31 protein-coding genes and 1 pseudogene are annotated in these 26,580 nt (G+C 59.8%); 14 read left to right on the top strand and 18 right to left on the bottom strand.

The annotated features are described in order from the left end of the window. Positions 1 to 90: 90 nt before the first annotated feature. Positions 91 to 906 carry a pyrroline-5-carboxylate reductase gene (gene proC, locus AC0L3L_RS15275; protein ID WP_473638194.1) on the top strand — a complete coding sequence of 272 codons (816 nt, stop codon included), beginning with the start codon at positions 91 to 93 and terminating at the stop codon, positions 904 to 906. 126 nt (positions 907 to 1,032) lie between these two features. Here proC and AC0L3L_RS15280 read toward each other — a convergent pair whose 3' ends face one another. Beyond that, positions 1,033 to 2,349, bottom strand: coding sequence for an NAD(P)H-dependent oxidoreductase (locus tag AC0L3L_RS15280; protein WP_473638195.1), 1,317 nt, complete (start codon positions 2,347 to 2,349; stop codon positions 1,033 to 1,035). Between the two features lie 205 nt (positions 2,350 to 2,554). On the opposite strand from AC0L3L_RS15280, the gene AC0L3L_RS15285 reads away from it, so the two are divergent. The 7 genes from AC0L3L_RS15285 (at position 2,555) to AC0L3L_RS15315 (ending at position 8,305) form a co-directional block, all read left to right on the top strand. After that, the gene (locus tag AC0L3L_RS15285) at positions 2,555 to 3,328 is read left to right on the top strand and encodes an SDR family NAD(P)-dependent oxidoreductase (RefSeq protein ID WP_473638196.1); all 774 of its coding nucleotides are present in this window, start codon (positions 2,555 to 2,557) and stop codon (positions 3,326 to 3,328) included. An 84-nt stretch (positions 3,329 to 3,412) separates the two neighbouring features. After that, positions 3,413 to 3,916: a DUF2314 domain-containing protein gene (locus AC0L3L_RS15290; protein WP_473638197.1), complete on the top strand. Its 504-nt coding sequence runs from the start codon at positions 3,413 to 3,415 to the stop codon at positions 3,914 to 3,916. A 175-nt stretch (positions 3,917 to 4,091) separates the two neighbouring features. Beyond that, on the top strand, positions 4,092 to 5,339 hold the full coding sequence (locus tag AC0L3L_RS15295; RefSeq protein WP_473638198.1) for a TadE/TadG family type IV pilus assembly protein: 1,248 nt from the start codon (positions 4,092 to 4,094) through the stop codon (positions 5,337 to 5,339). A 5-nt stretch (positions 5,340 to 5,344) separates the two neighbouring features. Beyond that, positions 5,345 to 5,788 carry a TadE/TadG family type IV pilus assembly protein gene (locus tag AC0L3L_RS15300; RefSeq protein ID WP_123146642.1) on the top strand — a complete coding sequence of 148 codons (444 nt, stop codon included), beginning with the start codon at positions 5,345 to 5,347 and terminating at the stop codon, positions 5,786 to 5,788. Between the two features lie 46 nt (positions 5,789 to 5,834). Beyond that, on the top strand, positions 5,835 to 6,188 hold the full coding sequence (locus AC0L3L_RS15305) for a TadE/TadG family type IV pilus assembly protein (protein ID WP_123146641.1): 354 nt from the start codon (positions 5,835 to 5,837) through the stop codon (positions 6,186 to 6,188). A 294-nt stretch (positions 6,189 to 6,482) separates the two neighbouring features. Next, positions 6,483 to 7,208: a hypothetical protein gene (locus AC0L3L_RS15310; protein ID WP_473638199.1), complete on the top strand. Its 726-nt coding sequence runs from the start codon at positions 6,483 to 6,485 to the stop codon at positions 7,206 to 7,208. Positions 7,209 to 7,303: 95 nt separating this feature from the next. Further along, positions 7,304 to 8,305, top strand: a complete 1,002-nt coding sequence (locus tag AC0L3L_RS15315) for a YihY/virulence factor BrkB family protein (RefSeq protein ID WP_473638200.1) — start codon at positions 7,304 to 7,306, stop codon at positions 8,303 to 8,305. On the opposite strand, the gene AC0L3L_RS15320 is transcribed toward AC0L3L_RS15315, so the two are convergent. After that, positions 8,262 to 8,546, bottom strand: coding sequence for a DUF3606 domain-containing protein (locus AC0L3L_RS15320; protein ID WP_473638201.1), 285 nt, complete (start codon positions 8,544 to 8,546; stop codon positions 8,262 to 8,264). The genes AC0L3L_RS15315 and AC0L3L_RS15320 overlap by 44 nt on opposite strands. A 218-nt stretch (positions 8,547 to 8,764) precedes the next feature. Here AC0L3L_RS15320 and AC0L3L_RS15325 point away from each other — a divergent pair, with 218 nt between their 5' ends. Then, positions 8,765 to 9,028 (top strand): hypothetical protein, encoded by a 264-nt coding sequence (locus AC0L3L_RS15325; RefSeq protein ID WP_029348484.1) that lies wholly within the window; start codon positions 8,765 to 8,767, stop codon positions 9,026 to 9,028. Between the two features lie 208 nt (positions 9,029 to 9,236). Then, on the top strand, positions 9,237 to 9,437 hold the full coding sequence (locus AC0L3L_RS15330; RefSeq protein WP_095483513.1) for a CsbD family protein: 201 nt from the start codon (positions 9,237 to 9,239) through the stop codon (positions 9,435 to 9,437). A 147-nt stretch (positions 9,438 to 9,584) separates the two neighbouring features. Here AC0L3L_RS15330 and AC0L3L_RS15335 read toward each other — a convergent pair whose 3' ends face one another. Continuing rightward, a complete protein-coding gene (locus AC0L3L_RS15335; RefSeq protein ID WP_123147414.1) occupies positions 9,585 to 9,785 on the bottom strand; it encodes a hypothetical protein in 201 nt (66 codons plus the stop codon). A gap of 216 nt (positions 9,786 to 10,001) precedes the next feature. On the opposite strand from AC0L3L_RS15335, the gene AC0L3L_RS15340 reads away from it, so the two are divergent. After that, the gene (locus AC0L3L_RS15340) at positions 10,002 to 10,901 is read left to right on the top strand and encodes a transglutaminase family protein (RefSeq protein WP_473638291.1); all 900 of its coding nucleotides are present in this window, start codon (positions 10,002 to 10,004) and stop codon (positions 10,899 to 10,901) included. 37 nt (positions 10,902 to 10,938) lie between these two features. Continuing rightward, positions 10,939 to 11,304 (top strand): annotated as a pseudogene (locus AC0L3L_RS15345) (transglutaminase-like domain-containing protein); the annotation flags it as partial. Here the strand turns inward: AC0L3L_RS15345 and AC0L3L_RS15350 are convergent. The 4 genes from AC0L3L_RS15350 to AC0L3L_RS15365 all read right to left on the bottom strand — a co-directional run bounded on the left by AC0L3L_RS15350 (position 11,295) and on the right by AC0L3L_RS15365 (position 13,536). Continuing rightward, positions 11,295 to 11,594: a DUF1236 domain-containing protein gene (locus AC0L3L_RS15350; RefSeq protein ID WP_473638202.1), complete on the bottom strand. Its 300-nt coding sequence runs from the start codon at positions 11,592 to 11,594 to the stop codon at positions 11,295 to 11,297. The pseudogene AC0L3L_RS15345 and the gene AC0L3L_RS15350 overlap by 10 nt on opposite strands. Before the next feature lie 580 nt (positions 11,595 to 12,174). Continuing rightward, a complete protein-coding gene (locus tag AC0L3L_RS15355) occupies positions 12,175 to 12,399 on the bottom strand; it encodes a hypothetical protein (protein WP_473488572.1) in 225 nt (74 codons plus the stop codon). A 7-nt stretch (positions 12,400 to 12,406) separates the two neighbouring features. Further along, positions 12,407 to 12,652 carry a hypothetical protein gene (locus tag AC0L3L_RS15360; protein ID WP_352952673.1) on the bottom strand — a complete coding sequence of 82 codons (246 nt, stop codon included), beginning with the start codon at positions 12,650 to 12,652 and terminating at the stop codon, positions 12,407 to 12,409. A 194-nt stretch (positions 12,653 to 12,846) separates the two neighbouring features. Next, positions 12,847 to 13,536, bottom strand: a complete 690-nt coding sequence (locus AC0L3L_RS15365; protein ID WP_473638204.1) for a Crp/Fnr family transcriptional regulator — start codon at positions 13,534 to 13,536, stop codon at positions 12,847 to 12,849. A gap of 545 nt (positions 13,537 to 14,081) precedes the next feature. Between AC0L3L_RS15365 and AC0L3L_RS15370 the strand changes: the two genes are divergently transcribed. After that, the gene (locus AC0L3L_RS15370) at positions 14,082 to 14,987 is read left to right on the top strand and encodes a LysR family transcriptional regulator (protein ID WP_192358417.1); all 906 of its coding nucleotides are present in this window, start codon (positions 14,082 to 14,084) and stop codon (positions 14,985 to 14,987) included. On the opposite strand, the gene AC0L3L_RS15375 is transcribed toward AC0L3L_RS15370, so the two are convergent. The 11 genes from AC0L3L_RS15375 to AC0L3L_RS15425 form a co-directional block, all read right to left on the bottom strand. Then, positions 14,971 to 15,675, bottom strand: a complete 705-nt coding sequence (locus AC0L3L_RS15375) for a peroxiredoxin-like family protein (protein WP_473638205.1) — start codon at positions 15,673 to 15,675, stop codon at positions 14,971 to 14,973. The genes AC0L3L_RS15370 and AC0L3L_RS15375 overlap by 17 nt on opposite strands. 141 nt (positions 15,676 to 15,816) lie before the next feature. Then, a complete protein-coding gene (locus AC0L3L_RS15380) occupies positions 15,817 to 17,163 on the bottom strand; it encodes a dihydrolipoyl dehydrogenase family protein (protein WP_473638206.1) in 1,347 nt (448 codons plus the stop codon). Positions 17,164 to 17,182: 19 nt separating this feature from the next. Continuing rightward, positions 17,183 to 18,577: an NAD(P)/FAD-dependent oxidoreductase gene (locus AC0L3L_RS15385; protein ID WP_473638207.1), complete on the bottom strand. Its 1,395-nt coding sequence runs from the start codon at positions 18,575 to 18,577 to the stop codon at positions 17,183 to 17,185. A gap of 44 nt (positions 18,578 to 18,621) precedes the next feature. Further along, positions 18,622 to 19,779, bottom strand: coding sequence for a patatin-like phospholipase family protein (locus AC0L3L_RS15390; RefSeq protein ID WP_473528175.1), 1,158 nt, complete (start codon positions 19,777 to 19,779; stop codon positions 18,622 to 18,624). A 26-nt stretch (positions 19,780 to 19,805) separates the two neighbouring features. Next, positions 19,806 to 20,588: a 3-hydroxybutyrate dehydrogenase gene (locus tag AC0L3L_RS15395; protein ID WP_128169136.1), complete on the bottom strand. Its 783-nt coding sequence runs from the start codon at positions 20,586 to 20,588 to the stop codon at positions 19,806 to 19,808. A 218-nt stretch (positions 20,589 to 20,806) separates the two neighbouring features. Continuing rightward, on the bottom strand, positions 20,807 to 21,271 hold the full coding sequence (locus AC0L3L_RS15400) for a DUF302 domain-containing protein (RefSeq protein ID WP_123146630.1): 465 nt from the start codon (positions 21,269 to 21,271) through the stop codon (positions 20,807 to 20,809). Between the two features lie 109 nt (positions 21,272 to 21,380). Continuing rightward, entirely contained in the window at positions 21,381 to 22,586 is a 1,206-nt protein-coding gene (locus tag AC0L3L_RS15405) for an MFS transporter (RefSeq protein WP_473638208.1), read from the bottom strand. A gap of 92 nt (positions 22,587 to 22,678) precedes the next feature. Further along, positions 22,679 to 23,179, bottom strand: coding sequence for a cupin domain-containing protein (locus AC0L3L_RS15410; RefSeq protein ID WP_473638209.1), 501 nt, complete (start codon positions 23,177 to 23,179; stop codon positions 22,679 to 22,681). A gap of 194 nt (positions 23,180 to 23,373) precedes the next feature. Then, positions 23,374 to 24,288, bottom strand: a complete 915-nt coding sequence (locus AC0L3L_RS15415; protein WP_473638210.1) for a LysR family transcriptional regulator — start codon at positions 24,286 to 24,288, stop codon at positions 23,374 to 23,376. A 242-nt stretch (positions 24,289 to 24,530) separates the two neighbouring features. After that, a complete protein-coding gene (locus AC0L3L_RS15420; RefSeq protein ID WP_473638211.1) occupies positions 24,531 to 24,929 on the bottom strand; it encodes a hypothetical protein in 399 nt (132 codons plus the stop codon). 70 nt (positions 24,930 to 24,999) lie between these two features. Further along, positions 25,000 to 25,149: a hypothetical protein gene (locus AC0L3L_RS15425; RefSeq protein ID WP_473638212.1), complete on the bottom strand. Its 150-nt coding sequence runs from the start codon at positions 25,147 to 25,149 to the stop codon at positions 25,000 to 25,002. Positions 25,150 to 25,505: 356 nt separating this feature from the next. Between AC0L3L_RS15425 and AC0L3L_RS15430 the strand changes: the two genes are divergently transcribed. Then, positions 25,506 to 26,366: a patatin-like phospholipase family protein gene (locus AC0L3L_RS15430; RefSeq protein WP_473638213.1), complete on the top strand. Its 861-nt coding sequence runs from the start codon at positions 25,506 to 25,508 to the stop codon at positions 26,364 to 26,366. Positions 26,367 to 26,580: the final 214 nt, after the last annotated feature.

Here is a 26,580-nt window from a genome sequence, read left to right on the forward strand (position 1 = left end):
ACGTCTATGGGAAGCCATCTTTTTGTTTGAGCATCGGATTTTCCCAAAACCGGTACCCACTTTTGGGTCCGATGCTCTGCGGAGGCTCCAATGATGATCAAGCTTGTTCTCGCCGGTTGCGGCAATATGGGTTACGCCATGCTCTCGGGCTGGCTGAAATCGGGCAAGCTCCCCCCGGCGGCCGTCTTCGTGGTCGAGCCCAATGCCGATCTGCGCAAGCGCGCCGAAGCGCTGGGCTGCAGTGCTGCGGCGGACGCCGGCGGAATTCCATCGGATGCCGTTCCGGCCCTCGTCGTCATTGCTGTGAAGCCGCAAGTGATCCGCGACGCGACTGCCGCCTACAAGCGCTTCAACGATGGCCGCATCACCTTCGTCAGCATCGCCGCCGGAACGCCGGTCGCCACTTTCGAGGCCATTCTGGGCGATCGCGCGCCGGTCGTGCGCTGCATGCCCAACACGCCGGCGGCCATCGGCAAGGGCATGATGGTGATGTTTTCCAACCGGCTGGTCTCCATCGATACGAAGCGTTTCGTTGCCGATCTGCTTTCGGCGAGCGGCGAAGTGACTGATATCGACGACGAAGGCCTGATGGACGCGGTGACGGCGGTGTCAGGGTCTGGACCCGCCTATATCTTCCATTTCATCGAAGCGCTGACCGTGGCTGCCGAGAAGGCCGGATTGCCGGCCAAAACCGCCAGGCTGCTGGCCATGCAGACGGTCTATGGCGCCGCCTCGCTCGCCGCCGAAAGCGGCGAGGATCCGGGCGTGCTGCGCCAGCAGGTGACCAGCCCCAACGGCACAACGGCCGCCGCGTTGGCCGTGCTGATGGGCGAGGACCGGCTGACAAAACTGCTTACCGAAGCGGTGGAAGCGGCGCGGCTGCGGTCGATCGAGTTGGGGAAGTAGCTGCTTGAGGCGTTGCAAGCCGGTCGGCGGCGAGGCGAAGGTCGACGATCAGTTGCAATAGCAAACGTTCCGTAGCGATCCTTCGCGCCCCCCTCTGTCCCGCCGGCATCAAATTTCTGCACCGCACTACCCCGCTCCGTACAGCATCTCGTCCTGCAGCCGGCGCAAGGCGAACAGCCTGGTGGTCGGGTCGGGTGCGGCATTGTCTGATGTCAGCAGCTCGCCTTTGCTGACCGGTCTCAGCACCTTGCCGCCTTCGAGCAGGCCGACCGGCACGGCGCGGTTGGCGCGGGCCTCTTCGACAGTCATGGTCCAGGAGCGGTAGCAGGTCTCGCCGATGGCATCGAAAATCTCTCCGGCGGCGAGATCGCGCTTGGCCACGGCGCAGACCTCGGCGACCGGCCTCGGCAGCGGCACCATGTCCGGCTTGCCATAGAGCGCGATACGCGCGGCGGTGAGCGGCACTTCCAGCGAGGTCAGATGATATGGCCGGAAGAAGCTGTAATAGGGCCCGTGGCCGATATGCAGGTCGTCCATGCGCTCGATGATGCGCGGATGGGTCGCCTCAACGACGACGAAGACGCCGGGCGCCACGCCCTTGCCGATGGTGTAGTCGACGACGCCTTTCCTCGACAGGATGCCGCCATCGGCGCGCGGGATGAGCACCTTGGCCAATTCATCGCGGTTGGCCTTGGGCCCGTGCATGCCGGCTATGTCAGGCACCAGCCCGGTGGCGTTGGCGATGGCGCACATCTCGACCATGGTCTTCGAGCCGTCGACGAACTCGACCAGCATGCGTGGGTTCATGTTGCGGCGCAGCGCTTCCGCGCGATAATCATCGGGAACCGCGTCATGGTTGAGCGGGTTGTTCTTGCCCTTGCCGGCCGAGACGATGGTGTAGCCGAGCGCAGAGGCGAACTCGATCAGCTCCATGCAGCTCGACGGCTCGTCGCCGGCGCCGACCGAATAGACGACGCCGAGCCGGTCGGCCTGCTGCTTCAGATAGCAGCCGATGGTGACGTCGGCCTCGACATTCATCATCACCAGATGCTTGCCGTGCTCCATCGCCATCAGGTCGAAATCGGCGGCGACGCCGGGCTTGCCGGTGGCGTCGATGACGACGTCGATCAGCGGATTGGTGACCAGCATCTCGTTCGAGGTGATGGCGATTTTTCCGCTCTCGATCGCCTCGCTGACCTTCGACGGCGTATCGGCCTCCCGTGCCATCGCCTCATCGCCATAGGCGATGCGGACGGCGTCCCGTGCCGTGTGCGGGCGCCGGGTCGAAACGGCGCAAACCGAAATGCCCGGCATCAGCATGCCTTGCGTCACCAGGTCGGTGCCCATCTCGCCGGAGCCGATGACGCCGATGCGCACCGGACGGCCTTCCGCGGCGCGCTTGGCGAGATCGCGGGCAAGCCCGGTCAGGGCGACATTGGTCATGCGCAAGTCCACTGCTTCTGATTTGGAGGGGGAATAGCAGGGAAAGGTAACCTTTTGCCAACGAAACCGGCCCTCGTCGGCAATTTCTTGTGACTGGCGTTCATATCGCGAGCGGGTAGTGTATCCGCCCCGATGATGTTCAGGGCTGAGGAGACCGTCCCTGTCGGGCGGCGCGCCTCGCGCAGGGTTTTCAGGGGAGGTTGAGATGACGAACGAGTTCACGCCGAAATTCGATCTGGCTGACAAGGTCGTGCTGGTCACCGGCGCCCCGCGCGGCATCGGGCGCGCTTGCGCGCTCGCCTGCGCCGGCTCCGGCGCCGACGTGATCGTCGGCGTGCGCAGTGCTGCCGACGGCGCGGATCTCACCGCCGAGATCGAGCGCATGGGCATGCGCGCGCTGGCGGTACAGATGGACCTCACCGATCTGGCGACGGTGCGAAAAGCTGTTGCCGACGCCCACGCCGCCTTCGGCCGCATCGACGTGCTGGTCAACAATGTCGGGCTTGGACCTGAAAACCTGGCGGAGAACGTGACCGAAGCGGATTTCGACCTCACCGTGAACGTCAACCTCAAGGGGACGTTCTTCACCACCCAGGCGGTCGGACGGCTGATGATCGAGCAGAAATCCGGGCGCATCATCAACATCAGCTCGCAAGCCGGCACGGTGACGCTGAAGGGCGAAGCGATCTACTGCATGACAAAGGCGGCGATAAACCACCTCACCCGCTGCCTCGCGGCCGAATGGGCGCAGCACAAGATCACCGTCAACAGCGTCGCGCCGACGTTCATCTGGACCGACGGAACACGGCCCTCGCTCGCCGATCCGGAGTTTCATAGGCATGTGCTCGGCCACATTCCGCTCGGCCGCATCGGTGATCCGATCGATGTCGCGGGAACCGTGGTGTTCCTGGCCTCGCCGGCAGCATCGCTGATCACGGGGGCGAATATACTCGTGGATGGCGGCTGGTCGGTGGCGTGAGGGGCACTTTGGCTGGTGCTGCGACAACGCCTCGCGAGTGCTGAGGTTTCGTTGAGCGTTCAAGGTTAGTCCAACAGGTCTTTTATGAGCGAAAAATCTCAATTGAGCGATAAATTCGACGAGCCGTGGGATGAGCCACTCTTCGTCGCTATCTCGAAAACAGATCCCGCCACCCTAGCTGCTTACGAACGAGCGCTTGCGAGTGTGCCGAAATTTATCGAACACATAGAGAGGAATGCAGACGCCCTGTGTTCTGCGAAGCTTCGGTTTCGCGATCCTGACGAGTCCGAACGTCTTGGCGAGGACAGCTTTCTTTTCCTTTGGCTTACCGCCGTGCATTATCATGCTGAGGAGCGGCTATTTTCGGGTACGTTTTTCGAGGTGCCACCCGCGCTTCAGAAATGGCATCAGGCCGCCCAGAGACTTGCATTTGAAGGCGACGATATTTTCGATTGGATGGTTCTCGCCAAGGGGCACTTGCATGGGGGATTCACATTGCGCGTAACCCGAGACAAGCTTCCTGAGAAAGATCGTGGCTCATACGATCGATACGTCGGGGTTTCAGTTTATGAGCCACTGCCGTCCTGACTCAACGCACGCTTAACGAAGATCTTTTTGGGGCCAACGTCCGCGTTCTATCCAGCGCCAACAGAACTTGTGACGCCGCTGCGCGCGCCTGGTTTGGGTTCAGCGCCGGCGGATGGCGAGGAGCGCAGCTAACAAATCGAGTGAAATTCTTAGTCATTCCTTTATGCATTGCTGCTTGAATACGCAAATGGGATGGGGTGGCGGTATCTTCAGGCGTCTTTTCAGCTGTCTGCGACCAGATGGCGAGAGCGGCAACGTTGCTATTATCTTTGCCCTGTCTTTGCCGATTGTTGTCGGCGGAGCGGGCCTCGGTGTCGAGACTTCCTATTGGTACTACAGCAGCCTGAAGCTACAGGCGGTGGCGGACGCGGCAGCCTATGCTGGCGCTTTGGAAAAAGTTTCGGGATCCGACAAGCCAACGATTGTCTCGGCCGCGACACTGTCAGCGATCACGAACGGCTGGGGACCATCGACAGGCACAATCGAGGTCTTCACGCCTCCATCGTCCGGACCGAATGTCGCAAAAAAGGCCGTTGAAGTAGTCGTCCATCAGACGCTCGATCGATTTTTCACATCGATATTCAGTCAAAGCGCGGTCGGCGCACAGGCAAGGGCCGTGGCTCTTATAACGGACGCGTCAAAAGCCTGCGTTCTGGCGCTCAATCCTTCCGCTTCGAGAGCGGCGCTCTTTTCCGGCAGTTCGAACCTCAAGCTGACCGGCTGCTCCGTCATGTCGGATTCAATCGCCGCGGACGCCCTCAAGCTTCAAGGGTCGGCATATCTGGAGGCCGATTGCCTGATATCGGCAGGCGGGGTTTCATTGAGCAACGTTGTAAAAACCGTTTGCGCGAACCCGCTTACCCAGGCGCTGCCCGCTGCGGATCCTTTTGCCGACTTGCCGGCGCCGCCAGCCACGAATCCCTGTCAAAACGACAATCAGTCGACCTTGAAACCTGGAACATACTGCAAGGGGCTCAGCTTGAGCGGCGATGTAACGCTCTCGCCTGGGGTGTATGTCGTTGAGGGGGGCGATTTCAAAGCAAGCGCGAACGCAAATATTTCCGGCGACGGAGTCGTCATCTATCTGGCCGGCAGCTCCGGTGTCAGCATGAACGGCACGGCCACCGTCAAGCTTAACGCACCGACGTCAGGCACCTATTCGGGTGTGCTGTTTTACGGCGACAGAGCAAACCTGACGGGATCGAACACGTTTAATGGCACGGCGGATTCGCTTTTGACCGGTGCTCTGTATTTTCCAACGCAGGAGGTTAAATATCTCGGCAATTTCTCGGGCCAAGGTGGTTGCACACAGGTCGTCGCCGATATGATAGAGTGGTCCGGCGCTACAAGCATCAAGCAGGATTGCACGAGCCTCGGAATGCGAGAGATTCCGGCCGCGCAATCCGTTCAGCTTGTCGAGTAACCGTCATGGAACGGCGGTCAGGCCGGATTTTCCGGAACGATTCGGGTGTTGCTGCGGTGGAGTTTGCGCTGATTGTGCCGATTCTTTGCCTGGTGGTTTTCGGCATCATTGACGGCTGGTCTTTCGTATCAAGCTCGATGTCGATGCGCGCAAGCGTCAAGACGGCGGCAAATCTTGTGATGGAGGGAGCAACCGACGACGCGGCCACCCAAGCCGTCGCCCTTTCGAGTTGGGAAAACCATCCCGAAGGCGCACAGGTTACACTGGGCCGGAAATACATGTGCGGAAGCACCGTGGTCGATGCATCGAGCCTGTGCAACGGGGGGACGAAAGCTCCCTCGGTCTTCGTGGAAATAAAAGCGACTGCGACCTGGTCCCCGCCCTTCATTTTTGGCGCGTTTTCTCTTTCTCGCGAGATCGGCCACCAAGAGGTGATCCGTGTCCGCTAAACGGATCGCGAGAGCGTTCAGCCGTGATGCATCAGGCGGGACTGGGATGGAATTCGCGCTGATCGCACCTTTTCTGATCATGCTTTTGTTCGGTATCTTCGCATTCGGCTGGGCTCTGAATGCCATGTCCAGCGTTCGCTATACGCTGGAAACGTCCTCACGTGCGCTGCAGTTGAAGAACTCGCTGACCGAGGCCGAAATAGAGGCCATAGCCACAGAAAAATTGCTGGGTTTGGGATTGAAAGATGTCGATGTGACGATAGCAATCGACCCTCCCAGCGGCGGCTTCCGCATGGCGCATCTCACGGCCAGATATGCTTTCGTGATCGAGTTCCCGTACTTCGACCAATATCCGATCAATTATGCGACAACTGTCACAGTTCCGTTGGTTGGATCGTGACAGCGTCCAACAGCGCCTTTACCCAACAGGCGGTGGGGCGCCGATTGATTAACACCGCCGCAGGGTGGATGGCGGCGATCGGTGGCGTGAGCGAACGGGTCGTCGTCGCTACAAAGACACGTTTCTGGACAGGACAGCCATCACCGCGCTAGACCGAGTAGGCTCGCCACGCTTACGCAGTCATGCCGCCAGAGCGCCGGCAAGTGGCCGGGCATACCGAGCGGCAACTTGACAACGGCCTAGTCTTTCAAATTGAGTGAAAATCACGATCAACAGAGAGTCGGCACAAGACAGATGGGCGAGACAGATATGGTGTGGAGCGAAAGAAAGACCGGTTACGGCAAAGGCCACTATTTCAATCAAATGGGCCTTGCGCTGCTGGTGCTCGTCTTTCTCATCGCCCTGCCGCTCGCTTTCTTTCCCGAAGACATACGGAAGTTTTACCTCAGCGAGGGTGGTCCAATTGAAGTCTTCTCGACCGCCGGCTACCTGATCGTCGTGGCAACGCTTGTCCGGGAAATGTCATATCGGGACCTGCTCAAGCGGTGGTATCTCGTCGCCATCCTGATGGCGATGTGCCTGCGCGAGCTGGACTTCCATGCGCATTTCACCACCCACAACATCACCAAGACCACCCTCTATGTCTCGCCTGACGTTCCGCTGTTGGAAAAGCTAATCGGCGCGACGGTCGTGATTGCCCTCGGCGTTGCCTTCTATTTGCTCCTGAAGAACGGCTTCCGTAGCTTTGTGCACGGGCTTCGCCACGGCGAGGCGACTGCCGTTGCCATTGCCGCCGCTATCGGCTGCGCCGTCCTCTCCAAGGTCATCGACGGGGCGCCATCAAATCTCACATTTCTCGGCATCCACCTCACCCGGATCGATACCTCCACAGTGTTCGAGGAAATCCTCGAACTGGGGATTCCGATCTTTCTAGCCATCGCGGCATTCTCGGCCTTTCCAACGCAGGATGGTCTCACAAAGAGGGCCTCGGGACAGGTCACGCCAAGATCCGTCACCTAAACGCCGGATTCAAACAGACCAGGACTTCTCGAACTTATTGCTCTGGTCCGCTGGCGTGTTGCTTCTACTTGCTTGAGAAGCAGGTGAGGCAAAACATGTGGAATCTGGCGAGAGAGGGCTGGGCGCTGCTTGCCGAGAGCATTGTCGGCTTCATCAATGACAATGCCTTGAGCCACGGGGCAGCGATGGCGTTTTATGCCACGACCTCGCTTGCGCCGATCCTGCTCATCGTTGTCGCCATCGCTGGCATGGCCTTCGGAAACGATGCGGCGCAACTGGCGCTTTCGGCCCAGCTGTCGGGGCTGATGGGTCCGCAGAGCGCCGAACTTTTGCAAGCGACACTCGAGAACGCGTCACGTCAAACGGCGGGCACGCTTGCTGCCATCCTGGGGCTCGTCACGCTGTTCGTTACCGCGTCCGGTGTGTTCGGCGAAATGCAGCTTGCGCTGAACGAAATCTGGAAAGTCAAACCGGGTAAGACATCGATTTCCAGCCTTGTGCGGGCTCGCGCCGCAAGCCTTGGGCTCGTCGCGGCGCTTGGCTTCCTGCTCCTGGTGTCGCTGGTCGCGAGCGCTGCAATTTCGGCGCTTGGCGAAATCATCAACGCATACCTGCCCTTCGGCGCCGTTATCCTGAGTGCAATCAACGAGATCGTCTCGTTTGCGCTGATCGCGCTGTTGTTCGCGGCAATCTACAAGGTGCTGCCCGACCGCGCGCTGCAATGGCGCGACGTTGGCGTCGGCGCCATAGTAACGGCGTTTCTCTTCACGATCGGCAAGTCGCTGATCGGCTGGTATATCGGGACCAGCGCCATCGCATCGTCCTACGGGGCAGCCGGTGCACTGCTCGTCGTGCTGCTGTGGGTCTATTATTCGTCCGAGATCTTTCTGTTGGGCGCCGAATTTACACGAGCCTACTCGGTTCGATACGGCAGCCGGTCCGATCTGGAGGCGACCATCAAAGCAAGTGATCGCGAACAGAAGCTGGCGACGGCGGCCAGGATTGAAAAGTCCGAAAACGAAGTCGTCGGCTGGATTGTTTTCAGCAGTCTCCTTACTGCGGTTTTAAGCCATTTCTGGCATCAATACCGGCGCTGAGACGTCCGGCGCGGCGCCCCGATGCAAGCATGGCCTTGGGGACATCCGGCCGAAGCGACGTGCGAAGTTCCTTCGCCGCAGCCACCAGCTTGGCGCGGTTGCTTCCATATCTCTTGATCAACTGATGGACTTGCGCTGGGGTGATGCCGTTTTGCCGGGCAAAATACCTTACTACATAATCCTCGCTGCCGGAGATCCGATCCCGGTGGCGGGGATAGAGCTTCGCCGCGTCGGGTGTCATGCTTACTCTCCTTTGTCACGTTTGCTCACGATGTATGATTGGCCAACGCAAAACGGGCGAATTCGTTGCCGTATGCGACACCAAAGCGCTTTTTCGCCGCAGGCCCGAACACATGGCCAAAGCAACCGGACCGGCGCACGCTTTGGTTAAGTCCATACGTCGATTTTTCGAGACTCAGCCCCCTGGCACGCGCATGATATGAGCAGGGAGGAAAAGCCATGCGCGAATTGCCAAAGAGCATTGACGCAGACGTTGTAATCGAAATCAGCAGGTTGCTCGACGACCGTGCGAAGTCGGCACCAGTGCCAGTCCACAAGCTTGCTTCGATGATCTCGAATAGTGTCGAGACCGATCTGCCGACAGCTTCCATCGAAGAGTTGATCGTTGAAATGGCCATGACCCGCCAACTTCCGATGCTGTTCGATCTACCGGGGGCAGATGCAGACAACGTCATATCGATCGCCTTGGCGCGCGCCAGCTGATCCGGCTGAGGGACGTTTCTGCCGAATGTGATTTCTGGACGCGGATCGTTCCCATCCTGCTCCAAATTCGCGCCCGCTGGCTTCGGCCGGCGGCTTTTTGCTGCGTCGCCAATGATAATCGTCACGGGCAATAATCGTCATGGGCGATCCGCTGTCGGGAACATGTGGTGTCCAGTTGCATTTCCTCTAGACAACAAAGGAGGAATTCATGAACTGGGATCAAATCAAGGGAAAATGGATGCAGTTCAAAGGCAAGGCCAAGGAGCAATGGGGTGACCTTACCGACGATGACCTTGATCGCATCGAGGGCAATCGTGACCAACTCGCAGGCCGCATTCAGGAGCGGTATGGCATCGCCAAGGAAGAGGCCGAGCGCCAGATAGATGATTGGTCCAGAAGCCTCACCTGAGCGTTCAGTATCGAGGCTGCGCCGTCGATCAGCGCAGCCTTGACACCGTCCAAGCCTGCCGCTCCGAAATGAGCGGCGGGCGATGTGTAGGCGACGGAGGCGGGGTGATCTGCGCCACCCGTCGCTCCAGGGTTTTCGGAACGAGAGCTAGCGCGCCGATTGTCTCTTGGCTTGTGCGGCGACGGCGGTGAGGAAAGCCGTTGCGGCAGTATCGCACGCCGCTCGGGACGGGCTATAGGCGAAAAGGATCAGCTCGGCAGCGCGTAGCGTAAGGCCGTGTTTTTTAGCGAAAGCAGCTATTTCGTAAGGCTTGTCGTGGTCTATGGCCAGATCGTAGTCTTCGTTCATTTTGCTTCCTCCCGTTTGCGACGTTCCTCGCCTTGGCCCCTCCTTGGGCGCAACGATTAACTTCCGGGGCATTGAGAGAGTCTACCAATTGGAGATTGCAAAAGGCCTACCGGGCCTGATGCAGCCCGTGGCGAGGCGGAAGCCCCCATTTTGTCTGCTGCACATCGAAAAAGATTATATGATTGCGCTGATATCGCAGGTGGTCGACGCAAGCCAATGCCGATCTTTTCAGTCAAGCACACGACCGTCTATCGCTACACGCAACCGGTGACGTTCGGCGAGCATCGGCTGATGTTTAGGCCGCGTGATAGTTTCGATCAGCGACTTCTGGATCACGCCCTGTTCGTGGACCCCGAGCCGAAAGAGGTTCGCTGGATCCATGACGTTTTCGGAAACTGCGTTGCGGTAATCGACTTCAAGGGCTCGGGTGACGAACTGCGTTTCGTGACAGATATTCGGCTCGATCACACGCCGCAGCATGCGCCTGATTTCCGCATCGATGAAGCAGCGCTCAGCTATCCCTTTTCCTATGATCCCGATGAGGCGACCGACCTCACCCAAACCATCGAGCGACATCATCCCGATGACGGCGACGAGATCGGCAAATGGGCACGACAGTTCGTGAGTGCCAAAGGCCACACCGAGACGGGCAAATTGTTGATGACGCTTTGCTACGCCATCCACGAGAGCTTCGTGTATTCCCGTCGAACTGAATCAGGGACGCAGCCGCCTCTCATGACCTTGCACCTGCGTCGAGGCACATGCCGCGATTTTGCCCTGTTCATGATGGAAGCGGTTCGTTCGCTCGGTTTTGCCGCGCGTTTTGTGACTGGCTATGTCTATGTGCCGAACCGCGACAGTGCTTCTGTCCTCGGCGGCGGTTCGACGCATGCCTGGTGCCAGGTCTATTTGCCTGGCGCGGGTTGGGTCGAGTTCGACCCCACCAATGGCATTGTCGGCAACCGGGATCTGATCAGGGTGGCTGTGGCCAGGCATCCTGGGCAAGCCATCCCTCTTTCCGGAAGCTACTGCGGCAGCGCGTCGAGCTTTCTCGGCATGACGGTGGAGGTCAAGGTGGTGAAGGAGCCGGCATCAATAAAAATTAGTATCTTCTAATGTGTTTCGGTTCGCGGCAATCCAGAGTTTGCTCGCCGGCGTCGGTCATGATTTTGCACATCTGGCAATCACGCTGCCGTTGCATGCACATTCCGGCGCGATACTGCACCGGCTATCTCGGCGACATCGGCATACCGATGCCATATCCCATGGATTTCAACGCACGGTTGCAAGCCTATCTCAGCGGTCATTGGTTCACCTTTGATGCACGGCATAACCAGCCTCGCATAGGCAGAATCTTGATGGCGAAGGACGTCGCCCGTCTCAACGAGCTTCGGTCTTTTCGCGGCTCGCACGCTTCGAAGTCGTCACGGAAGAGATCCAAGCCGAGCCTGAGAAGGCGCCGGCCCGCCGCACCTTTCGGCATGACGGGCTTCAGCGTGAGGGGTCACGTCAGTCGTAGACCTTCACAATCTTGCGGGTACCTGGATCGACCAGGACGGTTCGGCCGTCGATGACGACGTAGCGGTACTGAACGTCCGGCACCTCGTAAAGCTCGACTGTTTCGGGCAAAGCTGTGCCGATGTTGAGCTCCACGCCGGGAAGGCTGAGTGATGCCACCGGTTTCTTTTTCACGTATTCGCGGATCACAACGTCCTGCTCGGGTTGAATAATGACGTCCTGAGCGGCGGCGGCGCTGACACCAACGAGCAGAAGGATGCCTGCCGTAGCCGATGTAAGTTGCTTTCCCATGTTAGCCTCCGAGCAACCTTCAGCTGCGGTGCTTGATTGCTGCCGCCACGGGTTGCTTACCACCTGAACGGTGCGGAGCAATTCTTGGTTCCACTGAATGGTGGGGTCGGTTTGTTTTGTTGATCGGTATCGGGCTGCCCTGCATCATGGCCGCCTACTACTATGCTTGGGACAAACAAGTTTCGCAAAAAAGTGACGGGTAGGCTGCAGAGCGCGAACTGGTGCTGGGGTCAATCCTAAGCGGGATCCTGCTACAATCCCGTATGGCCGCTCGAATAGTGGTTATCCTGGCGCTTCTTGCCGCCTTCGCCTACGGATTCGCAAAACTCGTGGAACGTTATGGCGACGCTAGCGACAAGCCTTCTCCGTGTGAAAAATGGCCCCACCCTGATTGTCCGGTTCCAAACGCGCCTCCTCAGGAAGAAACCAAGCCGTGAGCGGGCGCGTTCGCTGATCCGAAATGGCAGGCTGTGAACCTGCGACCCATCGTCCCGAACGATGTGCGCTACCAGCTTAGTTCCGCCGTAAGAGACCGAGGCGACTGCGCGAAACCGTAACGCCACACTGCTGCTACAGGCGTCTAGGGGGCCGCATCGAAATCGATCGCAAATCCCGCATCGATGGCGCTTCGCGCAATGAGATCGCCAATTTGCCAATCCGTGAGTTCGCAAAGTGGAAACATCTTCCTCACGGCGCTGGTCACTTCGAATATCGAAACGCTCGGCTTGTCGACATTATCGATCAGGTAGCGGACAATCGCTTGCCGAACATCCAATGAATTTGGCTTCTGCATCGGCGCGGACATTTCCGGCCTACGAATGGAGCCGTGGTTCTAGGCCGTCGGCTGTTTTGGCGTCGAAGGCGACGGGCACGCCGTGAACCACGCATGCTGCCGCCAGCATCTCCTCCAACTCGTGGTTAGTGGCCTTGCAAGCCGGCATGAGTGTTCGAATGGCGCGGATCGCCTGTGCGATCGAGAGATACCGAGCCTTGCCTCTGGAAAGGACATAGGCCTCCGCCGCCCCTTCAACCGTGACTGTGTGAAAAGTGTTGCTCATCAACAGTTCCTCCCTGCCAGCCAATACGACTTTCGTCTAACATGCGGCGGCCTTCAAGCTTATGTCTGATATCGGACAATCAGGCCGAGGCTAAAGCGCGTCGCGTTTGACCGGCCTCATGCGACGCGCTTTAGGTTGTTGTTTTTATGCATGTCGTTATCGCAAAACCGCTGCACACTTTTGCGCGACATGCATTAGCCGAAGTGACGTTGCTCCTCGTCGCCATAGGCGCCATGTGTGAGCTTTATCATTCCGGCCCGGTCGACGATCGTGATCTCGCCGCGCCTGGCGTGAACCAGCCCGCGATATTCTAGCATTTGGAGGGCGGTGGTAACCCCGGGGCGCCGAGCGCCGAGCATGGTCGCCAGAAATTCATGCGTCAGGTTGATTTTATTTCCTTCGGTCCGGTCGTGGACCATCAGCAACCAGCGGGCCAGCCGTTCCTCGATCTTGGAATGGCCGTTGACGAGTGCCGTCCGGGACGACTGGACAAGGAAGGCGTGGGCATAGCGAAGCAGCGACGCGCGAAGGGACTGGCTTTCTGCAATCACAGGACGAAGATTTTCAACCGGCAGGCACCAGCCATTGCCTGCGACTTGGATATAGGTCTCATTGGGAGAGCTGTCTTGGCCGAGAATGACGGCAACGCCAGTCATCCCATCATAGCCAACGATCCCGACTTCACTCTGCCGCCCTCCAGTCATGGTGGCGACCACGGAAGCGATACCAATCTCTGGAAAATACACATGCTTGATCGGCTGATATGCAACCTCCAGTTGGGCTTTGATTCCAAGTTCGACACGATGCATTGACGGCCGTAACAGCGCGAAATCCCCCGGGGAGAGGGCTTTCAATACATGATTGCGAGGAAGGGACTGGGGCACGGCTCTCTCCCGGACGGGCAAGAGCACGTACCCTCTCACTGTCGGCTGCATCCGAAGCACTGGCGGCCGATATCGAAGCATAGGCTTCAAACGTGCGATTGGCAAAACCTTCGCCACCCGCGGCCGAGCTTAAAACAGAGACACGGCCCCGACAGCAGTCGATCCGACCCCTTTGCGCATCCCTGCGCGCTCGCTTCTTCAGCGGCAGAAACCTAGCGGACATACTGAGCCGGATTTGTGCCACAACCGGGGCGCGCAACCCTGCGCAGCTGGGCACAGCGCGGCATCGAAGCCCTTCTAGATAGCCTTGGTAACTGGTGCTGCGAGAGAGGATTGAACTCTAATTCGTGTCAATGAAATCAATAACTTGCAATGAACTTTGTAACATTGTGACAAACATCTAAATGATCTCAATCAGTAAGTCGAAATCGGCCAACATCTGAGGAAACGTGCTCCTGCCTTTGCCTCGGCCCCTTGTTGCGTTAGCATAGGCGCAAATTAGCTATTGCTGACGAATCGGATTTCGCTGAGGGGGGCGAAGGTTCATGGAAATGCAGCAGGTCCGCTATTTTCTGGCCCTGTCCAGCACGTTGAACTTCACCAGGGCGGCGGAAGAGTGCAACGTTACGCAACCGGCATTGACGCGCGCCATCAAGACACTTGAGGACGAGCTGGGTGGAGAGCTCCTTCGGCGCGAGCGCCAGCATTCTCACCTGACCGAACTGGGCCGGCGCATGCTGCCTTTGCTGCAGCAATGTTATGATGCCGCCACGTCCGCCAAATCACTCGCCAAAGCAGTGCAAAGCAGCGACGTGGCACCGCTTAATGTCACCATTTCCAACAGCGTGAACATAGCGCTGCTGGTTTCGCCGTTTACGGAGCTTTTTCGGGCTTATCCCGGTGTGCATCTCAAGATCAGTCGCGGTTCGCCGACCGCTGTCGTCGATGCGCTCAAGAATGGTGACGTCGAGCTGGCGGTGGCCGGCCCGCTGGGGGCGGCTTGGGATCGGCTCGACACTTGGCCGCTCTTCCAGGAGGAGATCGAGCTGGTGGTGAATTCCGATCATCCGCTCGCCCGTCGCAACGAATCCGACGTTGCGCTCGATCAGCTTGCCGGAGAACCGGTGCTCAGCCGGATCGATTGGGAAACAAGCGAGGAGCTGTCGCGTCGCCTCGCTGCGAAAGGGTTCACGGCTCAGGCCGCCCATGAGGTCGAGACTGACCACGACCTACTGGCGCTGCTGGAGGCCAACGCCGGTGTGGGCTTCGTCTCCACGACAGCGCCGCGGTCGTCGAGTGTCCGCAGACTCAAGCTGCGGGATGTCGACATTTCGCGCGTGGTCGCCGTATACGCGGTCGCCGGCCGGCATCGTTCGCCAGTCGCCACGACGCTGCTCAACCTGTTGCGATCGACGGACTGGTCGCCATTTGGCGTTAGCGAGCCCGCCTGAGCGCCATAATCAGGTCGTCGATGTCCATTCGCCGGCGGTAGTCTGGATCGACGAAGCGCTCTGTAATCCGCCCGTCCGTGCCCACGATGAAAGTCGCCGGGATCGGCAGGAACCAGCTGCTGTTGCCCTGATAGCTAGGGAGATCATAACCAACTCCCATCAACCGTTCCATTTCAGCCCCGACCCAGATAGCGAGGTTGAGTGAGAGCGCATAGCCATTGTCCATGTCGGTCAGGAATGGAAACTGGGCACCTACCGTAGCCTTCATCGCCTTCGCAAATTTGCGTCGTTCGGGCATGATCACCGCCACTTGGCCACCCAGTGCGGCAATCTCCTCCTGGACCTCTACGATCCCGATCGCATTCAAGCGGCAATAGGGGCACCAGTGACCCCGCTGGAAGATTATTACTGCCGGCCCCTGCTTCAGTAGGTCCGCCAATCCGATCAGTTTGCCGCTGTCGTCAGGCAGGAGGAAGGCTGGCATGAGATCGCCAGGCGCCGGCGCCATCGCCCCTGCCCCCTGGTCCTGCAGGCGTGACACCAGGCGGTCGACCGCATCGGCAAAATCGCCGTTGAGGCGGCGAACAGCCCTTGCGACCACCTCCAGCCGCTCACTCAACGGCGCATCGAGTTCGACGGCAGCCTGCACGGACTGTTCAAGTGTCATTGTCTGGTCGTCGGCGGCCATTTCTGCTCTTTCATAGCTTGCATGCAGCCTATCATCGAAACCCATCGGCCACGGCCATGCTTTTCTTGCATGGATTCGATGTCCTGCGTGCATCGAGCACAAGCGAGGTTCATATTCTGTTCGCTGCCTCCGCTCAATTCGTTACATCATGTTCCTGACATCCGAGGCGAAAGTAGGGAAGCCGTAGACCATGTCCGATAGCTGCGATGCCGTGATGCCGTGTTTCATGGCAAGCGCGAAAAGATGGATCAGCTCTTCGCCGGCATGGCCCACCATGTGGGCGCCGACGATCCTGTCCGCGGTCTCCTCGACAATGACCTTCGACCACGCGACGGTCTCGGCATAGGTCCTCGCGGATAGCCAGCCCTGCATGTCGTTCACATGGACCCTGACGCCAACGCCTTGCTCTTTCGCTTTGGCCTCGGTCAGCCCGACGCTGGCCAGGGCGGGGACCGTGTAGAGACACGCCGGTATCTGGCTATAGTCCGGCCGGTGTCCCGGCCCATCGACGATGTTTCGGCCGACGATGCCGCCCTCATAGGTCGCTACTGGCGAAAGCTGCGGAGAATTCCACACCGCATCGCCGCATACGTAGACGTCAGGATTGGAACGCGAGCGCAGATAATCATCGATCTCGATGCGGCCTTCGCGATGCGCGATGACGCCGGCGCCGAGATCGAGCCCCTCGACGTTGGCGACACGTCCGGCGCAATTCACAACCCTGTCCGCATCCACGGCGCACTCGACGCCATCCGCCACAAAGGTGACGCGCAACCGCCCGTCGACCTTATCGATCCTCTTGACCCAGGCCAGTGTGCGGATACGAATGCCTATGCCTTCGCTCGCGCCACGGATCCGGGCAACGGCATCGGCGTCGAAACCTCCGAGCAGATGCGGCAGTGCTTCGAGGATCGTCACGTCGACGCCGGCGCGCGCATAAACGTGGCCCAGTTCGAAGGCAATGACGCCGCCGCCGACGAACACCACCGCGCGGGGCAGCACCGGGTCGTTCAGGACATCGTCCGAAATGGTCAGGTGCTCGGCGCCTGGAATTGGCAGTGAACGCGGCTTCGAACCGGTTGCGATGACGATGTTCCTGGCTTCAAGCTCGCGACCGGCGACGCTGATGGTATTGCTGCCGATGAACACGGCCTCGCCGACGATGACATCGACGCCGCGCTCGGCCATCAATCCGGACAGGCGGGAGGGAATGTCCCTGATCATATCCTTTTCACGGTCGATCAGGGCTCGCCAGTCGATCCTCGGCGTATCGACCGTGATCCCGTGCCGATCGGCCTGTTCGATCTCATGGAGCGCGTGGGCCGCCGCGACGAGGACCTTCTTCGGCGTGCAGCCACGATTGGGGCAAGTGCCGCCGAGGTCGCGTGCCTCTATCATGGCCACCGACATCCCGGCAGCGCGCGTGGGCACCGTCACACCCATCCCGGCATTGCCGCCGCCGAGGATCACCACATCATATTTTTCCACCGTCTTGCTCTCCCGGGATTCAATGCAGTTTGACTCGGGGTTTGGTGTGACGCACCAGCATCCCGGCGATCGTGTCCAGTGCGGTCTTCAAGGTCCCGTGCACAGCCTTGCAATGCAGCTTGTAGAGCGAGCGATACATCAGCCGGGCGAGCAGACCTTCAATCCTAAGTCCGCCAATCAGGTTGCCGAACGAGCCGTAGTCGGCAAGCGAAACAAGGGATCCGTAGTCGCGGTAACGGAATGTCGGTGCGGCCCGTCCCTTGAGACGCGCGGCAATCACCTTGACCAGATGATCAGCCTGCTGATGGGCTGTCTGGGCGCGCGGCGGCAAGGGATTGTCCTCATTGGGCAGGACACAGCTCGCGCAGTCGCCGATCGCAAATACGTTTTCGTCGCCCTTGGTTTGCAATGTCTCATCCACAACCAGGCGGTTGATGCGGTCAGTCTCGAGGCCATCGAGTTTTTTCAGGAAATCCGGCGCCTTGATCCCGGCGGACCAGACGACGAGTTCGGCCGGCACAAACAGCTTCTCGCCAAGCCTGACGCCGTCCTCAGTCACTTCGGTGACCTTGGTCCCACACCGTATCTGGACGCCCAAATCGACAAGCAAGCGTGCTGAAGCGCGTGCGAGGTGTTCCGGCAAAGCCGGCAAGATGCGCGGCCCCGCCTCGACGATGGTGATGCGGATCAGTCTTTCGAAATCGATGTTGTCGAGGTTGTGCGACGCAATTTCCCGCATCGACTTGTGCAACTCCGCGGCCAGCTCCACGCCGGTCGCTCCGGCACCGACGATGACGCAATGGAGCTGGCCTGGCGACAGCTGCTCGTATTGCGCATTGGCGCGCAGGCAGGCGTCTATCATGCGCTTGTTGAACCGGGCGGCCTGATCGGCCGTGTCGAGCGCGATTGCGTGACGGGCCGCCCCTGGCGTGCCGAAATCGTTGCTGACGCTGCCGACGGCCAGCACCAGCGTGTCGTAGCCCAGCACACGTGGCGGTATGATCTGCCTGCCATCGTCATCGAAGCTTGGCGCGACAAAGACCTGGCGCCTGGTGCGGTCGATGCCGACGACCTCGCCGATTCGGTATCGATAGTGGTGGCGACTGGCATGGGCGATGTATTCCACCGCATCGTTGGATGCGCTCAGTGCACCTGAGGCGACCTCGTGCAGAAGCGGTTTCCAGACATGGGTGCGATTGCGGTCGACGAGCGTGACGGAAAGCCGACGCTTGCCGAACTTGCGGCCGAGGCGGGTCGCCAGTTCCAGTCCACCCGCACCGCCACCAACGATGACCACGCGATGCAGCGAGCTATCCGCATGGGATGGTGTCTCCGGTATCGTGCGGAACAGCGCGGCGTTGTTGGCGAGCACGGCTTCCGGAACCAGTCGTATTCCCGGAGTGATGATCTGCATTGGTATTCTCCGTCACTTTCCTCGGTCTCGCCGCGCTTGAAAAATCACTCTTGCGATTCGTGGATGACGATGCCTTGCAGCATGTCGACGTCGCATTCCCACGGCCTCTCCGAGAGCACGCGCTCGCCATGGTCGTATCCTGCCTGCCAGCGCGTGCGGATGCCTGCCCGCGTGAAGTCGATGTCCTTGGTGTGGTCCTCGCCATCGAGGCGCGGTGAAAGCAGCCGAACCAGGTGCATGACCGAAGGGCAGCCGTAGGACGCGAGTTCCTTGAACATCGGATCCTCGCGCCGCTCCTCGGGGACCAGCTTTCCCATTTCGCGAACGACGTGCCGAAGACGATGCAGTTGCTCCTGCCGGGCCACGTGGCTCCGGCCTCGGCTGGCGTATTGAAGGTCCTTTTGCCGCCCCATCACCTGCCAGATCGATTTCGGCTCGGTGGCGCGGGGCTGCCACATGTTGACGGCAAAGATCAGCGCATCGCGCCGCGGCCGGGCATCGAGCACGACTTCAATGGGGGTGTTGGAATAGATGCCGCCGTCCCAATAGGGCTCGCCGTCGATGCAAACCGCCGGAAACGCCGGGGGCAAGGCGCCCGATGCCATGATGTGCGCTGGCGACAGCGTCATCTCGCGGCTGTCGAAATATTTGAGCTCGCTGTTGTTGACGTTCACCGCGCCGACCGTCAGCCGCGTGTGGCGCCGATTGAGATAATCGAAGTCGATCAGGTTGCTCAGAGTCCTTTTGAGCGGATCGGTGGTGTAGTAGGATGCATTCTCCACACCAACTTCGCGATTCACCCCGAACATGGCGCTTGGGTTCGGTTCGAAGAACCCCGGTATGCCGTGCATCACCGTGCCCATGTTGGCAAAGATGTTGCTTGGAACCATCATCCGGAAAAACTCATCGAACGGGCTGCTTCGGCTGACGCCGTCCCAGAACTCGCGCAGCCTCGGCAGGCGGTCTTGCGGCTCGTTTCCGGCAATCAATGCCGCGTTGATGGCGCCGATCGAGGTGCCGATGACCCAATCCGGTTCAATCCCGCCTTCAACGAGCGCCTGATACACACCGGCCTGATAGGCTCCGAGGGCGCCACCGCCCTGGAGGACCAACACGGTCTGGCGCTGGATGGAACCATCGGCCACACGGCCGGCCTCCGGCGCAGGTTCCGACGTCGAAGGATTTTGCGTGATCTTGTTCATTGTCTTTTCGCTCCTCGTTGCCGCATTCAATGGGCGGTCCAGCCGCCTTCGATCGGCATGATCGCACCGGTGATCGAGGCGGCGTCATCCGAAGCCAGGAACACGCAGAGCGCCGCAACCTCGGCCACGGTCACGAACTGCTTGGTCGGCTGGGCCGCCAGAAGCACGTCCTTGATGACCTGCTGCTCGGTGATGCCGCGGGCCTTGGCTGTGTCCGGTATCTGCTTCTCGACCAGCGGGGTGAGGACGTATCCGGGGCAAACCGCATTGACGGTGATGCCCTGCTCGGCGACTTCCAGCGCGACCGTTTTGGTCAAGCCGGCGACCCCATGCTTGGCGGCGACATAGGCGGACTTGAATGGCGAGGCGACAAGGGCGTGAGCGGACGCAACGTTGATGATGCGGCCCCATTTGCGCTCCTTCATCGCCTGTAGGGCGCGCCGGATCGTGTAGAACGACGACATCAGATCGATCGCCACGACCGCCTCCCATTTCTCGATCGGAAAGTCGTCGATCGGCGCGACATGCTGAATGCCGGCATTGTTGACGAGGATGTCGACGGCGCCGAACTCGGCGATTGCCTTGTCCATCATCGCGGTGATCGCCCCGCCCTTGCTCATGTCAGCATTGTCGTAGCGAACGGTGACCCTATGGTCGGCAGCAATCCTGGCGCGTAATTTCTCGATCTCTTTGGCATCGCCGAAACCGTTGAGCACAATATTGCAGCCCTTGGCCGCAAAGGCCTCGGCGATGCCTTGGCCGATGCCGCTCGTCGAGCCTGTGATGAGTGCTGTCTTTCCTCTGAGCATCGTTGTTTCCTTCGGTTGGAGCTGCGACCGGAAGTGCCGGCAAACGGCTGCGAGCAACGGGCTTCCGCGCCCAGTCTTGAGTTCTGGAGCAAGTATGGCGAACCGCTCGAAGCAGCGGAAATGCCGTTGAGACATGGATTCGATAGCCGACGGTCAGATCATCAGCTCGGCGCCGGCCTCGCATGCCCGGGCGGCGGCTCTCTGGCACATGTCCACCCTCAGTTCTTTCTGATCGTCGAGGTCACGGACTGAATGACCTCGGTCGCCATCTTGAACTGCGGCGCGCGGTCGGTAATTCCATGCCGCTTGGCGATCCAGTCGAAATCGCTGTAGGCGGCATAAACTGAACCATCTGCGGCCTGGTAGACCAGCACGCGCACCGGCCAGTCGAGACCGGCTTGCGGATTGGACGTGATGAAGGTCGTGCCGAGCGCCGGATTGCCAAACATCACCAGCCGCGACGGCCTGACATCATTGCCGGCGTTCTGGCCAAGGCTTGCCTGGTCGATGACGCCAAAAAACTTGATGCCCTTCTTGAGGACGTCCTTTTTGATGCGGGCAACTGTCTCCGCGATGGAATAGTCGCTCTTCACCGTGACGACGCCATCCGAAGCGGCAGCCGGGACGACGATCGCCATCAGCATGGCGGCGCAGCCAATCAAGGTTTTCAGGTAGGTGGTCATATCAGTCTCCTTTGGTTTTGTGGGTTGCATGGATTTTGGCTATTACATTGATATCCTTATTCATTCCCGCCTTAGATTAGTCGCCTTGCAGTCGACGAATTCCCGATCGTCAGGCGGTCGGCGACTTCAACGACCGCGCGACCGCGATCGCGCCGGCGAGGACTGCGGCGAGCACGGCCACGCATGCGGTCCAGCCGATCCGGTCGTAGATTTGTCCAATGACGAAGCTGCCGGCGAGCCCGCCTGCATAGTAGGAAGCAAGGTAGATGCCGCTTGCGGCGGCGCGGTCGCGCGAGGCGGTCCGGCTGACGTGTCCTGTCGCTATTGCCTGCGCCAGGAAGGTGCCAATGGCGACCAGCGCCATCCCGCCGAGAACAATGGGAAGGCGGCTCGTGAGCAGCAGAAGCAAACCCAGGATCGCCAGCGCAAGCGTCGCATCGATGCCGATCCTTGGGCCGAGGCCGGCAGCGACCCGCCCGGCGAGCGGCGTGGTCAGCATGGAAGGCAGGAAGACGAAATACACCAGTCCCAACGCCATCGGCGACAGCGATAGCGGGGCAGCGACGAGCTGGAAGTTGACATAGGTGAAAGTGCCTATGAAGACGAAGAGGATCAGGAAGCCGATCGCGAAACAGGCGCGCAGCTCGGCGTTCTTCAGCGGGCTCTTCCAGGCCGCGCGGGCAGGCTCGCCTATCGCGTCGGCGCGCATCATTGCGGATGTCTTCTGCAGCGTGAACCAGACAAGTGCCGCGCCAATCAGATTGAGGGCGGCGAACGTCAGGAAATTGGTGGAGATGCCAAACGTATCGGCGACGGCGGCCGACATGAGCCGTCCGAAGAAGTTACTGGCAACATTGCCGGTTACATAGGCCGCAAGCGCACCTGTCGTCTGCCGCGCAGAAAAATGCTCGGCCAGGTAGGCCATCGTCAGCGTGAACGCGGTCGACATGCACAAGCCCTGGACGACACGCAACAGGGCAAAGACGACGATGCTGTCTGTCTGTGACAAAAGCGTAGTCGGTATCGCCAGCACCGCAAGGCTGATCCAGATGCCGTTGCGGCGATCGAGGTTCCTGCCAAAAAGCGCCACCGCAATGCCGGCCACAGCCATGCCGAAAGTGCTGGCATTTACAGCAAAGCCCATCGTGGCGCGGCTGACACCGAACTTTACCACCAGGGAAGGCAGGATTGCCTGGGTGGCGAAGAGATCGACAAGTGTCAGGAAGGCGATCACAGCGATCATGCCGAAGCGCCAGCTGTCCGCGGCAACCATGTGGAGCCGCGTCGAGGAAGTCTGTTCCGTCGTTGTCACCATAACGAGGCTCCTTGGCGACACGTCCCCAGGTGACTGCCTGAGGACGCGCTTTCAGTTGCTGATGCTGGGAAACGGTCACCGCAACGCGTGGCTCACATCGTGTGATCTTCGCGCATTTCCGGCGGCAGGATGTCGGCCGAATAGAGCACCGCCGGGACCTTGCCGTTGTTCTTCCACCAATGAGCGAGCTGGCCGAATTCGACGCTCACGTCGCCAGCCGAATGCTCGATCCCCACCTTGCAGGTGCTGCTATATTCGGTGATCGAACCCTCGACGACGAGGATGTTGGCCGGACGAACGGTGTGCTCATGCCAGGGCACGACACCCCCCGGCTGCACGACGAGCTTGCGCAGGCGCAGCATGTTACCTTTCCAGGCCTCGCCCTTCGGGCTCAGATCGATGGCTGAAAGGACATCATCGGTAACGCCAACCGGCTTGCTGGGATGCTCCTGGATGTCAACGGTCGCGGCGTGTCCGGCTGGGCAGTCTCCTGCAAAAGCCGGTGCGACGGAAAACGCCGCGGTTGCGGAAAGAAGGCCGAGCGCTAGCGCCACGTTGAGTGGCGCGCTGAATGCGATTGCTTTGGAAGCCATATCTTGTTTCTCCTTTGTCGGTGCCCAAACGCGGGAGGCGGGGCATGAGGAGGAGAGTGACGAGATCCGCAAAGAAAGAGAAATGCTGCCTGGCTCTCAATTCGATACCTGAAAACTATGGTAATCCACTCGTGCCGACACATAGGAGGCGCGGGAAAAGCATGCCGCGAGAATGGAAACTCTTCGACTATGCTTTAGGCCGCTGTCTTGCGGGGTGCCAAAGGTATCGCACTTTCCGGCCAGCCATGCGCCTTCACGCTGTTTACGAAGGCCAATGCCGCGGGCGAGAACCGACGTCCCGCCACAACGACGAGGGATACCTCCCGCCAGACTTCGGGGTCGATGACGGGCCGGACCTCCAAGCCCGGGATCACCGCGCTGAACTCAGGGATGAAGCAGATTCCGAGCCCTCCGGAAACCAGGTTCTGGATCCAGTCCTCGCGCTCGCTGGCATAGGAGATCCTAAGCTTCACCCCCCGATCGTTGCACAGGCCGGCAAGATGATCGCGATACTCGCAGTTGAGACGCCTGAGATAGTTTTCACCGTCGAGTTCGGAAATGGAAACATTGTCGTTGCGGGCCAATCTATGGCCGTTGGGAAATGCCAGGACGAAGCGCTCGCGATAAAGCGGCGTCACGTGGAAGCGCTCCGGAAAACTGTCGCTCGATGCCATGATGGCGACGTCGATCTCGCCTGATTCGAGCAGTTGGGAAAGCGATGCCGGCACGCCCTCTACCAGTTGGAGCTGGATCCCCCGCTGACGTCTGTTGAAGTCGGCCAGCAGCCCGGTGAACCGGCGCGGGCCGATGGTGCACATGACACCAACCTTGAGGTTCGCATTTTCCAGACAGAGAAACCTTGATGCCTCTTGCCGAACGCCGGTCAGTTCGTCGAGGATCTGCTGGAAACGGGGTCGCAGCAGAGCACCTAGATCCGTGAGATGGGTGAGGTTTCGCTCGCGGCGAAAAAGCAAGCCGCCGACCTCTTCCTCAAGCTGCTGGATGGCGCGCGACAGCGCCGGTTGAGTGACATTGCATTTTTCGCCAGCGCGCGTGAAATTCCGTGTCTCGCAGACAGCAAGAAAATAGCGGATGTGATGAATGTCCATGCCGATTGTCCCCGAACTGCATACGGTTCATATGCTGGCTTCGGAGCCTGCCGCAAAGCGTCCCGTCGTGCCAATGCGCTGCCGCTATAAAGTCGATAACGGCCCGTCATGATGCCTTCTGAGGTCAAGGTGCGGATCGCTTCGCTACGGCTAAAGCGTCGCTCAGGCTGACCTAAAAACAATGATGGCGAGCATTTGCTCGCCATCATGCTCTTATTGCGGCGAAATAGGTCAAGCAGCGATTAGCTGTTGCCGCCAAGCTGATGGACCTTGACGCAAAACTCGGCATACGGCTTGCTCATCGCCGCGTCGTTGCATTCCTTCTTCATCGCGTTCCGCTTATCCTTCGACATCGCATTCCAGGCTGCTTTGAACTCTCTGTCCGACTTCATCGTCTTCATGCCCGCATCGGCGTAAAACGGCTGCATGTTGGATGGTTCGTCGAGCGCCCCGGCAAACGCGACGCTGCCGAGAATGGAAAGGGCAAAGGCGCTGAGGCAGATAGCTTTGATATTCATGGCATGATCCTTCTCTGAGGTTGGGCGATCGTCCCATCGACGGCCGCGGTAATGATCGACAGCAATCGAAAAACCTGCGGTTCCTGCTTGCCGAGACGAAACGTTGCTGCAATCGACCGCCAACCCGCCAATGCCATCTGCGTATGGAGTTTATGCCGCTTCTGCATCCCATGGATGCTTGGCGGCACAACCGCTAATTGGCGCCGCCGAACGCCAGGATGTTGGCGCAGAATGCGCCATGGGGCTTGCTCATTGCCGGGGCGTTGCAGGCCTTGGTCATCGTGACTCGATTGTGCTTTGGCATGGCGGACCAAGCCCTTCTTGAACCGGTCATCGGTTTCATCGTCTTCACCCCGCTTCCGTATAGAAGGTGGGCAACGCCGCCAGGTCGCTGAAGGGGTCTGCAGAAGCCACCCCGGCAAGAAGACCGATGGCAATCGCCGCCAGCCAGATAGTTCGAATTCTCATGACGCACCCTCTATACGCTGGAAGTTGTTCAAGCCGTCGTCGGGGCGCCGGTGTCAGATCGGACAAGATCGCGTTGTCTTGCCTGCTTGGACGAACCTTGCCGCGCGGAATTGCAGCCAATGCAATCTGCCTATGGAGTTCATGCTACCTTGGCATTTCGCCCTGAGGGGATGATGCGGCAGTCTCTCCATATGACGCCCTGGCCGGCGTTTTTGGGATGGAGACCAAAAGATGCATGTCCAGACCGGAACTGAAAACAACAACGCCGTCATTGCCGCCGCAAGACCTGCGGTGGACGACGGGCAACTCATCGACATTGTCCTGACAAGCGACGCACACGGTGCATTTGTCTGGGGCGTGCTCGACCGCCTGTTGGATAAGCACGGCCTTTGCTTCGGCAACATCACTGCGTCCGGTTTCGGTGCGATGGAGGCGGCGGTTCTGGCCTATGGCCTTGCTCTGGGCGATCGGCGTGGCGCACGGACGGCGCTTACCAACTTCTGGCGACGCGTCAGTCACGCATCGATGTTCGCAGCCGATACAGCCAGTCCGCTGAGATCGATTCTGGAACAGTCAATCGACATTGCGGAGATTCGTAAGAATAGCTGCCCGGTGAAACTCAGCATCCTGGCTTCAAATGCCCGCACCGATGCTGTGAAGACCTTCACCAGCGATCAATTGTCGATCGACGCGATCGTGGCGGCGGCCACAATCCCATTCCTCTTCCCGGCCGTGGAGATCGACGGCGACACCTATTGGGGCGACGGCGACCTTTCGGGTTTACCACCGGTCCAGCCGGCTGAAGGCGGTCATCGGCTAATCATCGCCAGCAAGCCCTCCACGTCCATGACGCCGTGCGGGGCTTGTCGCCTCGCCGCCGGTCATGGTGCAATGAAGCCCACACAGATTCACACCATCTTCGACGGTCGGCACCGGGCTGGCGCAGCGCTATTCTTGAGACCCTGGACCGACTGGGGTGAGTTGACCGACATGCGTGACAGAGGGCGGGAAAGAGCCGATGATTGGCTTCTGGGCGATCACCTCTTTGTGGGCGAACGCTCTGCCGTCGATAACAAAAACCGATACGTCTAGGCGCCTCCCTCCCGCCTGGCCGCGCCTGCTTCGCCCTGTTCACGAATGCAGGCGCCAAGCCCTCCGGTTCCCCGCCGGAGGGCTTTTTTGCTTGAGGCCCCTTCAGCATAGTGACCGCGTATCAAATCCATGCCGAGACAGCATTTCAGCTCGGCCGTCTGATCAGGGACACTGCTTGCAGACAGGCCGCAGGGTCAGTCTTTCCCTCGAAACG

This window comes from Mesorhizobium sp. WSM4849 (genome assembly GCF_055811385.1).

Bases quoted from the DNA above. Each gene is read 5' to 3' on its own strand.
- proC (WP_473638194.1), top strand. From the start codon at position 91: ATGATGATCAAGCTTGTTCTCGCCGGTTGCGGCAATATGGGTTACGCC.
- AC0L3L_RS15280 (WP_473638195.1), bottom strand. From the start codon at position 2,349: ATGACCAATGTCGCCCTGACCGGGCTTGCCCGCGATCTCGCCAAGCGC.
- AC0L3L_RS15285 (WP_473638196.1), top strand. From the start codon at position 2,555: ATGACGAACGAGTTCACGCCGAAATTCGATCTGGCTGACAAGGTCGTG.
- AC0L3L_RS15290 (WP_473638197.1), top strand. From the start codon at position 3,413: ATGAGCGAAAAATCTCAATTGAGCGATAAATTCGACGAGCCGTGGGAT.
- AC0L3L_RS15300 (WP_123146642.1), top strand. From the start codon at position 5,345: ATGGAACGGCGGTCAGGCCGGATTTTCCGGAACGATTCGGGTGTTGCT.
- AC0L3L_RS15305 (WP_123146641.1), top strand. From the start codon at position 5,835: ATGGAATTCGCGCTGATCGCACCTTTTCTGATCATGCTTTTGTTCGGT.
- AC0L3L_RS15310 (WP_473638199.1), top strand. From the start codon at position 6,483: ATGGGCGAGACAGATATGGTGTGGAGCGAAAGAAAGACCGGTTACGGC.
- AC0L3L_RS15315 (WP_473638200.1), top strand. From the start codon at position 7,304: ATGTGGAATCTGGCGAGAGAGGGCTGGGCGCTGCTTGCCGAGAGCATT.
- AC0L3L_RS15320 (WP_473638201.1), bottom strand. From the start codon at position 8,546: ATGACACCCGACGCGGCGAAGCTCTATCCCCGCCACCGGGATCGGATC.
- AC0L3L_RS15325 (WP_029348484.1), top strand. From the start codon at position 8,765: ATGCGCGAATTGCCAAAGAGCATTGACGCAGACGTTGTAATCGAAATC.
- AC0L3L_RS15330 (WP_095483513.1), top strand. From the start codon at position 9,237: ATGAACTGGGATCAAATCAAGGGAAAATGGATGCAGTTCAAAGGCAAG.
- AC0L3L_RS15335 (WP_123147414.1), bottom strand. From the start codon at position 9,785: ATGAACGAAGACTACGATCTGGCCATAGACCACGACAAGCCTTACGAA.
- AC0L3L_RS15340 (WP_473638291.1), top strand. From the start codon at position 10,002: ATGCCGATCTTTTCAGTCAAGCACACGACCGTCTATCGCTACACGCAA.
- AC0L3L_RS15350 (WP_473638202.1), bottom strand. From the start codon at position 11,594: ATGGGAAAGCAACTTACATCGGCTACGGCAGGCATCCTTCTGCTCGTT.
- AC0L3L_RS15355 (WP_473488572.1), bottom strand. From the start codon at position 12,399: ATGTCCGCGCCGATGCAGAAGCCAAATTCATTGGATGTTCGGCAAGCG.
- AC0L3L_RS15360 (WP_352952673.1), bottom strand. From the start codon at position 12,652: ATGAGCAACACTTTTCACACAGTCACGGTTGAAGGGGCGGCGGAGGCC.
- AC0L3L_RS15370 (WP_192358417.1), top strand. From the start codon at position 14,082: ATGGAAATGCAGCAGGTCCGCTATTTTCTGGCCCTGTCCAGCACGTTG.
- AC0L3L_RS15375 (WP_473638205.1), bottom strand. From the start codon at position 15,675: ATGGCCGCCGACGACCAGACAATGACACTTGAACAGTCCGTGCAGGCT.
- AC0L3L_RS15385 (WP_473638207.1), bottom strand. From the start codon at position 18,577: ATGCAGATCATCACTCCGGGAATACGACTGGTTCCGGAAGCCGTGCTC.
- AC0L3L_RS15390 (WP_473528175.1), bottom strand. From the start codon at position 19,779: ATGAACAAGATCACGCAAAATCCTTCGACGTCGGAACCTGCGCCGGAG.
- AC0L3L_RS15395 (WP_128169136.1), bottom strand. From the start codon at position 20,588: ATGCTCAGAGGAAAGACAGCACTCATCACAGGCTCGACGAGCGGCATC.
- AC0L3L_RS15400 (WP_123146630.1), bottom strand. From the start codon at position 21,271: ATGACCACCTACCTGAAAACCTTGATTGGCTGCGCCGCCATGCTGATG.
- AC0L3L_RS15405 (WP_473638208.1), bottom strand. From the start codon at position 22,586: ATGGTGACAACGACGGAACAGACTTCCTCGACGCGGCTCCACATGGTT.
- AC0L3L_RS15410 (WP_473638209.1), bottom strand. From the start codon at position 23,179: ATGGCTTCCAAAGCAATCGCATTCAGCGCGCCACTCAACGTGGCGCTA.
- AC0L3L_RS15415 (WP_473638210.1), bottom strand. From the start codon at position 24,288: ATGGACATTCATCACATCCGCTATTTTCTTGCTGTCTGCGAGACACGG.
- AC0L3L_RS15425 (WP_473638212.1), bottom strand. From the start codon at position 25,149: ATGAAACCGATGACCGGTTCAAGAAGGGCTTGGTCCGCCATGCCAAAG.
- AC0L3L_RS15430 (WP_473638213.1), top strand. From the start codon at position 25,506: ATGCATGTCCAGACCGGAACTGAAAACAACAACGCCGTCATTGCCGCC.